A 14119-nucleotide genomic window follows, 5' to 3' on the forward strand; every position below is an offset into this window, starting at 1 on the left:
CAACGTTGATAGGCAGGATGTGGAAGTGTTGCAAGGCATTAAGCTAACCTGTACTAATTGCCCGTGAGGCTTAACCATACAACGCCTAAATAGCTTTAGACTTTTTACCTCGCTACGCGAGAGTCGTGAAAAATGTCTTAAACGGAAGGGAACCTTCCTGAACATTTTTCTACTCGCTAAAGGGGTAGATTGATTAAGCATTAGTGTGTTGAAGTTAATGACTGACTAATTATGTAAGTTAGAGTAGCGTTACTCTGATTGATGAAAATATCGTTTTCCAGAATTGTTAATTCATTGATGGCTACATCAGTGAAAAAAGTTTTTGCCTGACGGCAATAGCGACGTGGTCCCACCTGATCCCATTCCGAACTCAGAAGTGAAACGCGTTAGCGGCGATGGTAGTGTGGGGCTTCCCCATGTGAGAGTAGCACACCGTCAGGCTCCCAATTCGAAAAAAAGCCCGCTCATCTGAGCGGGCTTTTTTTGTTTCTGTATGTTGTTTGGTCGACAAAAAGTTATTCTTCAGTAAACTCTTCGATGTAATCTGAATATTCCTGCTGCGTTATCTTCTCATTGTCATCAGAGTCCATATCAGAGAAGTCCAAATCCATTTCACTTTGCATTGCTTCGGCTTTTGTCAGCATACCATCCTGATTTGCATCCAACAGTTCAAACTCAGCAGAAGCGACTATTTCTGATTTAGTCCCTGGCTGTTTCATTACCATTTTCTTAGGCGGAACGGCAGTAGCATCTATATTACGCGTATCAACCAAGTCTTCAGTATAGGTCGTGGTTTCCATTGGCTCGTTGAGACCATCCATCTTGCGGTCTGCTTCCATCTTATCGAATACTTTATTGGTAAACATATCCGGGTTACTAATTAAGAAAGAATCAAATTCAGCCTGGGTAATCGATTTGTCACTGTTTTTATCGATAGCAATCATTTTATCAGCCAGTTGCGTCGTCTTGATTTCAGCGGACATCAGCTTACCATCATTATTTGTGTCCAGCTGACTGAACGTCTTAGCTATCTTGGATGGTGCGTCACTGGCAAGAGAAGCTGTAGAAATCGAGGCAATAGCAGCTGTAATCAGTAGTTTCTTCATGATCAAACTCCAGTAATTATAAATTATTTGTTCATATTTACTGGATACAGTTTTTATGCCGATAGCTAACTTACTACCTTTAATAGGATTTTTTGATTTCTTACTAATGTGTGGGGTAAGCGCTAGGAAAAGTATCCTCAGAAAATGTAGATGCTACACAGCGCATACAAGGTTTAACCAGCTCTGCTTAAATAAAGAAAAAATCAGAGATGTTAGAGCGAAACAACCGCTCTGTGACATCAAATATTTAAGAGTTGAGTGTGCGTTGAAACATCTTCAGTTCTTAATATTAAATATAGAAAAATGAGCTAGAGTGATTATTGATTCAGTTTGTGACCTTGTAAACTTTTGTGCTGGTAGTACACCCACTCTAAAGAAATAAATGCGAGTAAAATGGTCAAAGGAATTTGTGTGGTGCTGATAAAACCCATACCCTTGAAAAGGATGCTGGCAACGAATGCGAATGCCAGAAGGGTAAAGTGTTTGACGATAAAACTCAGTTCACTTGTCTTCGCTAATGCGTTTTTGTTATGCACATATCCTCCTGAACAAATCTAATACTAAATAGTTACATACATACGCTAGTGTTTGTAAGAGACGTTATAGCTTAAAGTTGGTGTGGTTAAAATTGTTCTGCGGTTGAAGTGCTGAAAGTGTCGGCTAAATACGGTCTGTTGCGTTGCGCATACAGGGAGGATCAGAAAAGACCGAGTTGCTGGTTATCGATATCTTCGAAGCGCAGTCCTACGGCGGGAAGTATGCTGTCGGCTATTGGGCGGATTTGCTTTTCCACATAGTGCTCATAGTCCAACGGCTGGTTCACTGACTCCACGGTTTGTGGGCCACCTAATGTCATCATATAGCGAACGGTTGTTCGATGTTGATAACGTAGTTTCTTTCCTGTTGCTATGTTAATTTCATCGGCCTGCCTGGCTGCTTTTACATGCGGCGGCTGACTTCGTGTGTAGCTCGATAGGGGCTTTCTGAGGCGTCTTGCATAAACCAGTTGCTCATCTTTTTGTCCTGCTCTAATTGCAGCAAGTAGATCCCTAATGTAGGTTTTCACAGGCTCATCAGCGAATATGCGGGTGTAGAGATCTTCCTGAAATTTTCGGGCTAATGCCGTCCAGTCTGAACGGACATTTTCTAACCCTTTGAATACAACCGTCTCCTCGCCATCTCTATCAATGAGCCCTGCATAGCGTTTCTTACTGCCTTCTACTGAACCACGGATAGTGGGCATAAAGAAGCGTCTAAAGTGCGTCTCAAATTCAATTTCCAGATGACAGGGTAGATTAAACTCCGCCTCTAAACGTTGCTGCCATTTTGTGTTGATAAGAGTCTGTAGTTGTAAGCCTATTTTTCGAGCTGCGTCGCTGTTGTGGTTATCGCCTATAAATACGAAGGTAGAATCGGTATCACCGTAAATTACCTCGTAGCCTTCGTCTTCAATCCATTTTGCTGTGGTTTGCATGATCTCATGCCCACGTAATGTTATAGAGCTGGCTAAACGCGGATCGTAAAAAGGACATCCGCCACTCCCCAGAACACCATAAAAGGAATTCATCAAAATTTTTATTGCCTGGGAACGGGCTGCATCTTTTTGGCGTTTAGCTTCATCACGCTGTCGCCATAGATTAGCAATAATGTCTGGCAAGAAGTTCTTCTGTCTGGAGAAACGCGCGCCACGGAAGCCCTCTATGGCATTTTCCGGGTGTAACAAGCCTTCGGCGAGCCCTAACGGGTCGATAAGAAAAGTGCGAATTATTGAGGGGTACAGGCTCTTAAAGTCGAGTACCAGTACATTGTCATACAGTCCCGGCTTCGATGACATCACGTATCCACCCGGGCTGGCCAATCCGCCGTTTTCTGGCCGTACCCCGCACACGTAACCAGCGCGGTGCAACTTTGGCAAATACACATTAATGAACGCGGCAACTGAGCCACCTGGTCGGCTCATATCGAGACCAGTCAGCGTGCTGCGTAGCATTAGGAAGTCGATAAACCCGGTTTGTTGCGCAATGCGATTAACCAGTACGCAATCCTGATAATTGTATGCCACCAATTGCTCTGGCTCATCACGATAGAGATACTTAATTTCTTCTAGTCTATCGTCACTCTCTATGAGCTTACCTTCTCCAAGCAGTGCATGAGCTACGTGATCAAGGGTGAAACGCTCAAATTGATAAGTCATGGTTTTAAGCGCTTCAATGCCATCAATAATACAGCGTCCGGGGATCTCTGCGATCACCTGGGCACCGTTATCCCACTCTCTGATACTCAGAGGTTCATTCCCTCGGCCTAAACGAAGTGAGACCCCCAGTCTTTTCGCCATACTGTTTAACACGGCCAAATCAAATTGTTTAACGTTCCAACCAAGAATTACATCGGGGTCGATATCTTGTATCGCATTGGAAAATGCCTCCAACACTGATTTTTCATCCGTTAAGTTTATTACATCAAATCGCGGGTCAATTTTTTTGACTGTAGCGGTTTCTGCGGTGTTGAGAAAGACACAGTTAAGTTTTTCAGAGGCGATTGCAATGGAATACAAACAGTGATGCTCATCGCACTCAATATCGAATGAGATAGCATTCAAAGTAGTGCGAAAGGGCGCGCCTTTTACTTTTGCATCTTCGATGGTACTCCCATGGCGTGTACCCTGAAAGCGGACGCTACCATAGGCAAAACGCTCCATTAAAAAGCGATCGACAGATTTGATGTCACCTTCGTAAAGTGGAATATACTGAGCTTCTGCGGCGCGGCGAAGTTTACTTTGGGTGAGATCGAGGTTGCTGCGAATTAACGTAACGGGTTTTTGTTCCAGTGTTTTAACTGAAACTGTTTCATAGGTAACGTTAAGGTTTTGCTGTAAGGCGATTTGTTTTATCTGGTCAACATGGTCGTTACACACAAAGCAAACGTTGCTCTGTGGTTCTGACAACAACCGTAGTGGGCCCGTTTCAGTGGCAACCCACAATTCAATACGTTCTACATTACCTTGCCGTACAGTACGTCGGGTTAATACGAAACCGTATCCTGTTTCTGTTCGCGTTGTGTGTAGTGCCATGTTGTTCAGGATGAGGTTTCAGTGCTGGCCTTTTTGCCTGTCACGATTTTATCTCGGCCGGTGCGTTTCGCTTCATAAAGGGCTTCATCGGCTTCGGCAATTATCTGGGTAAGACTTCGATAGTGCTGAGCATCGACAATGCCCACTGACAGCGTTACAGATAATGAGGGGATTTCCAGGCGCGAGGGCAGTTTTCTGATTTTATCAGCAAAACGCTTGAGCATATCAATCGATGCTTCGGTATCGGTATGAGGAAATAGGAAGAGAAATTCCTCGCCGCCAATTCGGCCTAACACGTCGGTTTTACGGAAATGCTTCTGCGCACAATCGCCGAACTCTCTAAGTACATCGTCACCAACTTGATGGCCAAACTTATCGTTTATTTGCTTGAAAAAATCCAGGTCGATCACTGCTGCAGTAAGATGATTACCATGACGGTGGGCAAGTTGATATTGTTGCTCAGCGTCTTCCATGGTTTTTCTGCGTGTCATGAGCCCGGTAAGACCATCGAAGTTCGCTAACTGCTCTAAACGATGTTTTTGCCGCTTACTGTTAAAATAAAGCCAGGTAAGCAGAATGCAAACTACAATCAACAGAGCGATAACCGCAATGGTAAATTGTTGAATTCGGTTTTCGTTAATTAACTGGTTTTGTTGCCTGAGGTTTTGCTCTTCTAATAACGCGTTTTTTGCTCGCTGCTGTTCTAAGTCAAACTGCGCCTGTAGCTCTAGAATACGACGTGAGTTTATCTCTTTTTGCAGCGTTGCCCGGTTTTGACGGTTTTGCAGTAAAACCGCATAGGCTGATTGATGATTCCCTTGCGACGCATAGGCACGGGCTCGGCTATCAGCAATGGCAATGCGTTGCGGTAGAAATGAGTCTCCTACAGCTAATGATGATGCTCTGTCGAGAAATTGTTGCGCAATTTCGGGCTGCGCTCTTTGCAGGGCGATATGGGCTTCTTCAATCAGCACCTTAATTTGCATAAAGGGGTTTGCCCCCTGAGTGAATAACACGAGTGCTTCATCAAGGTAAGACATGGCCTCATCAGACCTGCCTAAATCGATAAGCTCAGATGCGACGGCTTCGTAACTGAAAGCTGCACCTTGCAAATCACCTATGGAAAGGGCTATGCGGGCAGATTCTTCTAACAATGCAATGCCTTTTTCACTGCTGCCGGTAGCGAGTGTTGTTTTACCTAAGCCGAACAGTGTGTTGGCGAGTTCCAGCTTTACATCGTGTTCACGGTACCAAGTTTCGGCTTCTCGATAGAATTGCTCGGCCTGTTCAGGCTCTTCAATATATAAGTAAACCAGTGCAAGCATACTGGCAAAGTCAGCACGACTGAACATACCAAGTGGTTTTTCGAGACGTTGGTAACCTTCCTGGAAAAATGCCTGAGCTTCACTGTACTGCGTCAGCGTAATACTCAAATAGCCATTCACGCTAATAGCGTAATTGAGAAGACGCTGATCGTTATTCTTGCGCGCCCATTGCAGTGATGCTCTAGCCTGATTTACAGCGGCTTGTGAACGTCCTAAGCCGTTCAATGCCTTGGCCTGCGCTAATCGCAAATAATGATAGAGGGATGATTCGGTATCAAGCTTTAGGCTGAGGCCAGTTTCAGCAGCTGATAGGGCCTGTTCATGCAGGGCCAGCGCACCGTTGGCCTGGCTGATTAAATAATATCGCGTCGCCAGGGCTTCGGGAGTTTGGCGTTCTGTCGCGTTGGAATCGAGGTTTTCCAGCACTTCCACAGGGTTGTTTCGGATTTGTGCCAGCATCTCCTCTGTTTCCGCACTCCAGGTCGTGCCAAGTGCAAGTGCGGAAGGCGCAAAGATTACAATGAGAATAATGCAGCTACAAAAAAACAGGGACACAAATCTGGAATACAACATCGAAACTCCAGTCGATGAATAAAGACAAGCTATCATAGCCCGATATGAATATATCAAGAAATATTTAGCACGACAGGCAATGGATTTTAAACGATTGATTCTTCTTCAGGATCAATGACAGGTAAATTTACCTCGAACACCGAGCCGACCCCCGGTTTACTGCTCACGGAAATAGTCCCCTGATGTTTTTCTATGGCAGTATAAGCAACGGATAAACCCAAGCCTTGTCCTAATCCTTCTGGCTTGGTGGTGAAGAAAGGGTCGAAAACTTTCTTAATAATATGCTCTTCAATACCGCTACCGCTGTCGATAATTTTAATTTGAACACTTTGTTCATTACCGATGACGTTTACTTTCACGATGCCTTTTTTATCGATAGATTGCGCAGCATTAATTAGCATGTTCATCAGCGCTTGTTTAAGTCCGCCTGGCTCACAAAAGATCTTAACGCATTCAGGCTGGCAGCTGAGTTTGTAGGTGGGAATTTTGTACTGCACACTGACGAGCTCAATCATTTGCGACATGGTTTCGCTCAGATCCAACAATTGCCACCCTGATGACTCCTCAATGGCAAAGCGTTTTAGGTTTTCAACGATATCCCGAACACGCTCCAGCCCTTCTCTGGACTCATCTAGTAGAGGAGTCATGTCTTCTTTCAGCAGTTCAAAATGGTTTGATTCCAGCAAGTCATTTATAAAAATCTGGCACTTTTCGTCGGTCTGCGCAGCTTTATCAGCTACGCTTTCACAAATACTGATCAGGCTCTCGGCGTAGTCTTTTAATGTATTGAGGTTAGCGGTTACGAAACCGATGGGGTTGTTAATTTCATGGGCAATACCAGCGGCAAGTTGCCCTGTAGATGCCATTTTTTCGGCCTGAATTAATTGGCTTTGGGCTGAATCGAGCTTTTTGATCAGTTTAAGTTGCTCTTCATGCTCCCGTTTCAATGCAAGAGACAGTTCTTGTTGAGCGATGAAATAGCTAGCTTGCGCGGTAACATCCTGAAGAAAAATACAGGCGAGTTTTCCATGTTCGGGGGACGTTATCGGCACAATTTCCATGTTCTGATACATTTGCGTTTCTTCACCGGTGATGGGACGGCTGCTTTTAAACGGAAATATATGCGGGCGTTGCTCCCAATAGCTGAAGCTGGGGTGCTGAAGTACAAATACCGACTTTATCCTACGGCGCAGAAATTTAGCCTGTTCGGGAAAAAGTTCGGCGATCGGTTTGTCTGTATAATCGGACCGATGATCGCTTTCCATGCGATCAATAAAGAAATCATTGAGGAACACGATGTTGTAGTTCTCGTCAACGATACAAATACCAACGGGAAGTTTACCTACAAGCTGTTGAAACATTAACCGAGTAATTCATCTATCGTATCAGTGAGTTTTATCAACGACGTCCGATCGAGGCAGAACACCACGCGCATCGAAAAGGACGACAGCTCAATATCGAACTGTACCTCCATCACCAGACTATGTTGCCAGTTTAGCTCCACAAAAGAAGCCTTGTTCGGCGAAAACAGTGTAGGCATATTTAAGTTTGTCGCCAGTTCCAGCTGGTTGGAAAGACCTGCAAGACAAGCACCCGCAAGAATATTCGACAGTTCTAAAATGGTTTCTTCAACATCACTCTTGCTGAGAGGAGCCTCATATTCCAGTAAGCTGGCAACCTCGGTAAGGCCGCTTTCTGAAACTACCGCCATCACTTCACCCTGAATATCGCCAAGAAAGGATTGACGGGTGTAGTAGGCATTTTCGCTACGGTTGATGAGCGAGAATAATTCAGACGGTGTCACCGCAGAAATTTTCGGGATTGAGATACCGATTTTGGTTTCTATTAAGTGGGCGAGAGAGTTTGCGGCCTGGCCCATAGAAATGTTCATCAATTCCTGCAGGGCATCGCGCTGATCTTCATTGAGAGAAATTGTGTTGCTCATAGGTACCCCAGCTCAAACAACGTCATCGCCAATTCTTCATTATCAAGCGGCTTTCTGATAAATTTCTTCGCGCCTAGCTCCATGACTATGCGCTGCTTTTCTGGTTGAAAATCGGCGCTAATAACAATGACGTCCGGGCGGTCAGATTTTCCCGACAGGTATTCAAGCACGCCGACGCCGTCCACCTCAGGCATGGTTAAATCAAGTAACAAAAGTTTGAAAGACGTATTTTCCAGAAGCTCAATTGCTTCTCTGCCATTGGCAGCCTCTGTGACCGAAAACTCCAGTTCAGGTGGAAGCGCTTTGATCACACTTCGTCTTGAAAGACGAGAATCGTCGGCTACGAGTAGCGGAACTGCCATGTTTACCTCCGGACAATTTCGAACCTATCTTGAGTATTTGCGATATTTTCAATCCTGCAAGTTCAGGAGCTAAGAAAATTTCACAACCTGTGTTTCGTTTAAATCATTAAATTCAGTATAGGTCTTTAGTGACATTTGCGCCTTATTCTTTAGGCGTATACTCAGTGTTCTACTTTGCGTTAAAAAACACGCTAATCGTTAATATACAGATAGATTTCAATGTCTGCGCATTGCCGACCATAATGGGATATGGGCGACTATACGTTTCTAAATTGCTTGTCTGAATATCTCTGTGCATTACAAGCGACTGCCGGCCTGCATTTTTTCTAGTTGGTTTATGAACGCTTGCGCAATAGCTTCTAGTGGCAGCACTTTTTCTGCTGCGCCGAGGCCCACTGCGACTTTTGGCATGCCATACACCACACAAGTTTCTTCATTCTGACAAATGGTAAACGCGCCTTTTTGTTTCAAGGCCAGTAAGCCATCTGCACCATCTTTCCCCATGCCGGTTAATAAACTTGCTACCACGTTGCTGCCAGCCGCTTCCACCAGTGACGTAAACATCACATCGACCGACGGTTTATGCCCGCTCACCCGGGGGCCATCGCTAAGCCGGATTCGATAATCGGCACCACTTCTTATTATTTCCATGTGTTTATCTCCAGGGGCTAAATAACCATGTCCTGGAAGCAAACGCTCATCACCTTTCGCTTCAACCACTTTAAGCTGACTGCACGCATCTAGCCGCTTAGCGTAGGTTTTAGTAAAACCTGGCGGCATATGCTGCGTTATAACCACCGCGGGGCTGTTAGCCGGTAGGGCACTTACAACCGCTTTGATTGCTTCGGTTCCGCCGGTAGAAGCACCAATAGCAATAATCTTTTCGGTACTGGAATAGCTCAGTTTCGTTGTACATTTGGCCGCTTGAGTTGGTTTCTGCTGGCGCACTTTTGAACGCGCCGCCATGCGGATTTTCGAAAGGATTAATTCACGGTAATCTTCAATACCCTGAACAACACCTAACTTAGGTTTGGGGATAAAGTCTACGGCGCCTAATTCCAGTGAGCGAATGGTGGCATCTGCCCCCGCTTCTGTCAGCGTGGAGATCATGACGACGGGAGTAGGGCGGGCCTTCATCAAAACGTCGAGGAAACGTAGTCCGTCCACTTTTGGCATTTCAATATCGAGGGTAATGACATCTGGCGAGAAATCCTTGACCATTTTCTTGGCCACATAAGCATCGGGGGCGGCGCCAACGAGTTGCATGTCATTTTCGTTTTTTATTATTTCTCCCAGCAAATTGCGGATCAATGCTGAGTCATCTACTACTAATACTTTTATCATCTTGGCTCACCTAATCGAAAGCTTCAAAGTCAGTGTGGTCAGTCCCCTGTTTCAATTTGATACGGTAAGCACTTTCGCGGTCCATAATCGTCGAGTTATTGAATTTCCTTATCCGCTTTACCAATACCTGTCCTGAATCGGGAAAGAAATAAATTTTGCGGGCGTAATTGTCGAGCAGATCACTGGCAACGATGGGGATATTTTCCCGACGCAAGAACCCTGTAACAAACTCGGAATTCATTTTGCCTACGTTAGTGACTGAGATACCCGCTACAACATTGCCTCCTCCAAATACTTTTGCTTGGAGATGTCGTTTGTCGGCACCTTGTTTCATCATCTGGTTGATGAGCAGTTCCATGGCGTACACACCGTATCGGGAGCCTGCCGAGAACTCGCCTTCACTGCCCTTGTCACTGGGTAGCAGGAAGTGATTCATCCCCGCAATGCCATTATGTAAGTCCATCAAACATGCCGAAACGCAGGAACCTAGCACCGTCACCATCAGGGTATCATTCGACGTTGAGAAGTACTCACCGGGCAAAATTTTTACGGCCTGACGCACGAATCGGGGGTCGTAATACATATTGGCCGTGTGTGCTTCACCATCCTGATAGGTTTCAGCCATACTTTTTGCCTTTCCTTGCCGGCTTGTAAATCGTTTTTCCGACAGGGATAACCAGGTCTGTCGCCTTATTAAAGTTCTCCGAATGCCCCGCGAAGTAAAGGCCGTCGTCGGGTTGCAGCGCGATCATGCGTTTCAGGATGTTATGCTGTGTCGGTTTATCGAAATAAATCATTACGTTCCTGCAAAAAATCACATCAATCGGCGCCCGAATAGGCCAGGTAACATCCATCAGGTTCAATCGACGGAACGTAACCATTCTTCGAAGCTCAGGGACAACCCTCACTTTCCCTTTGTTTTGCCCCTTCCCCCGATGCAAAAATTTTCTACACTGCACCGCCGACAATTTGCTTATTGCATCGGCGTTGTACACACCCGCTTGTGCTTTCGCCAACACATTACTGTCTATATCTGACGCGATGATCGATATCGGTGTATCAAAACTTTCAAACACCTCTGCCACCGTCATCGCGATAGAATAGGGTTCTTCGCCGGTACTACTGGCAGCGCACCAAATGGTCCGTTCACCAGGATGCGAGCGCAGGTATTCTGCTAGTGCCTCGAAGTGATGCGACTCACGGAAAAACGAAGTGAGATTGGTTGTAAGGGCATTAATAAAATTCTCATCTTCTTCCGGTGTGCGCTTCAGATAAGTCAGGTAGTCATCGAAACTATTCAGAGACAGGGCCCGCAACCTGCGGGCGAGTCTGCTGTATACCAGTGAGTCTTTCGTGTCGGTAAGGTTAATCCCTGCCTTTTGATAGAGAGTGCGCCTTACCCGTTCGAAGTCCTCTTTGCTGAACGCAAATTCTTTCTGGGCGTCTTCTTTCATACCGCCCGTTCTCCTTTAGAAACTTTCCCATTCCTCAGAATCATCCGGTGCTGGCGCAGTGACTTCTTTGATCTTTGCTGCAGGGGATTTGCTTGTGCTGACTGTTGAGCCAGGGCGTCGCGATGACTTTGATGGCAATGCCGCAATGGTGTCATCTTCCATCACCATATCGGCTGCACTTAGTTTGAAGGTTGCCACACGGTCTGACAGCGAAGATGCTTGCTGGCGCATGCTTTCAGCAGCAGCGGCGGCCTGTTCAACCAAGGCTGCATTCTGCTGCGTCATTTCATCCATTTGGGTGACTGCTTTGCTGATCTCCTGGATACCATTGGATTGTTCAGAAGAAGCCGCAGCAATTTCTGACATGATGTCGTTGACCCGTTTTATCGACGTTACTACTTCACCCATGGTGTCGCCGCTTTGTTTAACCAGCAAATTACCGCTACCAATTTTATCTACAGAATCGGAAATCAACTCTTTGATGTCTTTGGCAGCTTCAGCAGAGCGTTGCGCCAGTGTTCTTACTTCCGATGCGACAACCGCAAAGCCGCGACCTTGTTCACCGGCTCGTGCAGCTTCTACCGCAGCGTTTAACGCAAGAATATTGGTTTGGAAGGCAATGCCGTCAATGACACCGATGATGTCAGATATTTTTTGCGCAGAGTCGTTAATGCTGGCCATGGTTTCCACAACACGCTGAATCATGTTGCCACCATTCACCGCAATGGTTGATGCCTGTGAAGCAAGGCTGTTGGCTTGCTCCGCGTTTTCCGCATTCAGGCGCACAGTGCCGGTGAGTTCTTCCATAGAAGAGGCGGTTTCCTCCAGACTGGAAGCCTGTTGCTCGGTGCGACTGGAAAGGTCGGCGTTACCGCTGGCGATTTCGCCCGAGGCGCCACGTATCATTTCTACGGCGTGATTGATTCGCGAAATAGTCACGCGCATATCTTTGATGAATTGGTTTATAGACTCGCCAAGTACCTTAAATTCACCTTCAAATTCGTGTTCGATTTCGCATGTGAGGTCGCCTTTCGCCAGTTGCGTCATCACTTGTTTGATGTCGTAAACAGCAGTGGTACGTGCGGTAATATCCGACGCGTATTTCACCACGCGGAACGGTTTACCATTCTGGTTTAAAATGGGGTTATAGGAAGCTTGTATCCAGATTTCATTGCCACTCTTGCCGATGCGACGGAATTCGCCGGCTTGATAAACACCGTGTTTCAGTTGATCCCAGAAAGAACGATAATCGTTGCTGTTGCGGATCTCCTGATCAACAAACATGCTGTGGTGCTTACCTTTAATTTCCGGCAGCGTATAGCCCACAGTGTTGAGGAAGTTTTCGTTAGCATCCAGAATCATGCCGTCCATATCAAACTCGATAACAGCCTGAGACTTACCAATGGCTTCAATCTGGCCTTCAAAATACGCGGTTCTCAGTTTCTCTTCAGTAATGTTTGATGCGTATTTCACAATTTTGAAAACGTTGCCGTCCATATCCAAAATAGGATTGTAAGACGCCTGAATCCACACTTCCTCACCGGCTTTGTTTATTCGCTTAAACTCGCCAGAAAAGAACTTGCCGCGTTTGAGTGACGCCCAAAACTCACTGTACTCTTCTGAACCGCGGGTTTCTTTGTCAACAAACATACGGTGATGTTTATCTTTGATTTCATCGAGTGTGTACCCAACGGTATTCAGGAAGTTATCGTTCGCCCACTGAATAATGCCGTCGACATTGAATTCAATAACAGCCTGCGACTTACCAATTGCCTGAATTTGACCTTCAAAATACGCATTTTTCAGCTTCTGTTCGGTGATGACGTTGGCGTAACTGACTACTTTGAAAACCTTGCCGTTCATATCCAAAATAGGGTTATACGAGGCTTGGAGCCAAATCTCGTTTCCACCTTTGGCGACATGTTTGTATTCACCCGATTTAAAACTGCCCGCACGAAGCTCGTTCCAGAAATTACCGTAAGACTGGCTAATTTTCTCGGACGGTTCGAGGAACATGCTGTGATTCTGGCCTTTCACTTCGTCGAGATTGTATGCAAGCGCAACCAGGAAGTTATCATTCGCCCAGAGAATGTTGCCGGTAGTGTCATATTCAACAACTGCCTGAGACTTACTAATGGCTTCTATCTGACCGGAGTAATCGGCATTTTTCAGTTTTTCTTTGGTGATTTCAGTGGCAAATTCAACCACTTTGCTCACTTTGCCCGCCGTATCGAAAATGGGGTTGTAGGAAGCTTGGATCCAGAATTCTTTACTGTCCTTACCGAAACGCTGATATTCACCAGAGTCGAGTTCACCGCGGCGAAGTTTGTCCCAGAAGTCTCTGTAGTCGTTATTTTGCACGGATTCGGGTTTCACAAACGCGCTTTGATGTTTGCCAATAGCTTCTTGCCGGGTAAAACCTGTGAGTTTGAGGAAGTTCTCGTTCACATCTATCAGTTCACCTTCTGGCGTGTATTCGGCTAAAGCCTGGGCGCGATGCAATGCGTCAAGCATACCGCTTTTAAGCAGCAGTTCGGTTTGATCTACCCATTCCACCATGGTGCCGATGGACTCACCTTCTTCGTCTTTCATCGGGGTAAGCGTAAGCTTAAAATTGACTTTGCCCACCAGAATGCTCGACGTCATTGGCTTTTTTAATTCGGCCAGAATATTCTTCTGGTGCATCGGATTTTTGTGGAACTGATCAATGCTCTCGCCAATAAGATTATCTGCTGAGAAATGGGGCAGAGCTTTTTGTAACTCTGCTTCATTATCTTTAAGCAGTTTTTTTACCGCATTGTTGGCATAAATAATGGTGCGGTCGGCATCAGCCATCATGATGCAGCAAGTCGATGCATCTACAGCCTGGGATTTACGTAGCAACTGAATCCGGTGTTCCCGTGATGCTTCAGTGTTAATCCAATCAAACATACCCATGGA

Annotated in this window: 11 protein-coding genes and 1 rRNA gene; 1 reads left to right on the forward strand and 11 read right to left on the reverse strand. The window is 45.8% G+C overall.

Annotation, left to right across the window (positions count from 1 at the left end):
- Positions 1-325 precede the first annotated feature (325 nt).
- Positions 326-441 (forward strand): 5S ribosomal RNA (gene rrf, locus ACXAGX_RS04485).
- Between the two features lie 74 nt (positions 442-515).
- Here rrf and ACXAGX_RS04490 read toward each other — a convergent pair.
- The 11 genes from ACXAGX_RS04490 to ACXAGX_RS04540 form a co-directional block, all read right to left on the reverse strand.
- On the reverse strand, positions 516-1106 hold the full coding sequence (locus ACXAGX_RS04490; RefSeq protein ID WP_474836832.1) for an EF-hand domain-containing protein: 591 nt from the start codon (positions 1104-1106) through the stop codon (positions 516-518).
- Positions 1107-1423: 317 nt separating this feature from the next.
- Positions 1424-1642 carry a hypothetical protein gene (locus tag ACXAGX_RS04495; protein ID WP_474836834.1) on the reverse strand — a complete coding sequence of 73 codons (219 nt, stop codon included), beginning with the start codon at positions 1640-1642 and terminating at the stop codon, positions 1424-1426.
- Positions 1643-1803: 161 nt separating this feature from the next.
- Positions 1804-4176: a DNA polymerase II gene (locus ACXAGX_RS04500; RefSeq protein WP_474836836.1), complete on the reverse strand. Its 2373-nt coding sequence runs from the start codon at positions 4174-4176 to the stop codon at positions 1804-1806.
- Positions 4177-4181: 5 nt separating this feature from the next.
- Positions 4182-6074, reverse strand: coding sequence for a tetratricopeptide repeat-containing diguanylate cyclase (locus tag ACXAGX_RS04505; RefSeq protein ID WP_474836837.1), 1893 nt, complete (start codon positions 6072-6074; stop codon positions 4182-4184).
- An 86-nt stretch (positions 6075-6160) separates the two neighbouring features.
- Positions 6161-7435 carry an ATP-binding protein gene (locus ACXAGX_RS04510; protein WP_474820417.1) on the reverse strand — a complete coding sequence of 425 codons (1275 nt, stop codon included), beginning with the start codon at positions 7433-7435 and terminating at the stop codon, positions 6161-6163.
- Entirely contained in the window at positions 7435-8019 is a 585-nt protein-coding gene (locus ACXAGX_RS04515; protein ID WP_474820421.1) for a chemotaxis protein CheC, read from the reverse strand. The genes ACXAGX_RS04510 and ACXAGX_RS04515 overlap by 1 nt, the downstream gene beginning before the upstream one ends.
- Positions 8016-8381, reverse strand: a complete 366-nt coding sequence (locus tag ACXAGX_RS04520) for a response regulator (RefSeq protein WP_070126318.1) — start codon at positions 8379-8381, stop codon at positions 8016-8018. The genes ACXAGX_RS04515 and ACXAGX_RS04520 overlap by 4 nt, the downstream gene beginning before the upstream one ends.
- Positions 8382-8678: 297 nt before the next feature.
- Positions 8679-9725 (reverse strand): protein-glutamate methylesterase/protein-glutamine glutaminase, encoded by a 1047-nt coding sequence (locus ACXAGX_RS04525; protein WP_474820428.1) that lies wholly within the window; start codon positions 9723-9725, stop codon positions 8679-8681.
- Positions 9726-9735: 10 nt separating this feature from the next.
- A complete protein-coding gene (cheD, locus tag ACXAGX_RS04530) occupies positions 9736-10350 on the reverse strand; it encodes a chemoreceptor glutamine deamidase CheD (RefSeq protein ID WP_070126320.1) in 615 nt (204 codons plus the stop codon).
- Positions 10343-11179 (reverse strand): CheR family methyltransferase, encoded by an 837-nt coding sequence (locus ACXAGX_RS04535; protein ID WP_070126321.1) that lies wholly within the window; start codon positions 11177-11179, stop codon positions 10343-10345. The genes cheD and ACXAGX_RS04535 overlap by 8 nt, the downstream gene beginning before the upstream one ends.
- Before the next feature lie 15 nt (positions 11180-11194).
- A complete protein-coding gene (locus tag ACXAGX_RS04540) occupies positions 11195-14116 on the reverse strand; it encodes a PAS domain-containing protein (RefSeq protein ID WP_474836840.1) in 2922 nt (973 codons plus the stop codon).
- Positions 14117-14119: the final 3 nt, after the last annotated feature.

This window comes from Alteromonas sp. ABV4_515 (assembly GCF_056160345.1).

Bases quoted from the DNA above. Each gene is read 5' to 3' on its own strand.
- ACXAGX_RS04540 (WP_474836840.1), bottom strand. From the start codon at position 14,116: ATGGGTATGTTTGATTGGATTAACACTGAAGCATCACGGGAACACCGG.
- ACXAGX_RS04525 (WP_474820428.1), bottom strand. From the start codon at position 9,725: ATGATAAAAGTATTAGTAGTAGATGACTCAGCATTGATCCGCAATTTG.
- ACXAGX_RS04515 (WP_474820421.1), bottom strand. From the start codon at position 8,019: ATGAGCAACACAATTTCTCTCAATGAAGATCAGCGCGATGCCCTGCAG.
- ACXAGX_RS04500 (WP_474836836.1), bottom strand. From the start codon at position 4,176: ATGGCACTACACACAACGCGAACAGAAACAGGATACGGTTTCGTATTA.
- ACXAGX_RS04505 (WP_474836837.1), bottom strand. From the start codon at position 6,074: ATGTTGTATTCCAGATTTGTGTCCCTGTTTTTTTGTAGCTGCATTATT.
- ACXAGX_RS04510 (WP_474820417.1), bottom strand. From the start codon at position 7,435: ATGTTTCAACAGCTTGTAGGTAAACTTCCCGTTGGTATTTGTATCGTT.
- cheD (WP_070126320.1), bottom strand. From the start codon at position 10,350: ATGGCTGAAACCTATCAGGATGGTGAAGCACACACGGCCAATATGTAT.
- ACXAGX_RS04490 (WP_474836832.1), bottom strand. From the start codon at position 1,106: ATGAAGAAACTACTGATTACAGCTGCTATTGCCTCGATTTCTACAGCT.
- ACXAGX_RS04535 (WP_070126321.1), bottom strand. From the start codon at position 11,179: ATGAAAGAAGACGCCCAGAAAGAATTTGCGTTCAGCAAAGAGGACTTC.
- ACXAGX_RS04520 (WP_070126318.1), bottom strand. From the start codon at position 8,381: ATGGCAGTTCCGCTACTCGTAGCCGACGATTCTCGTCTTTCAAGACGA.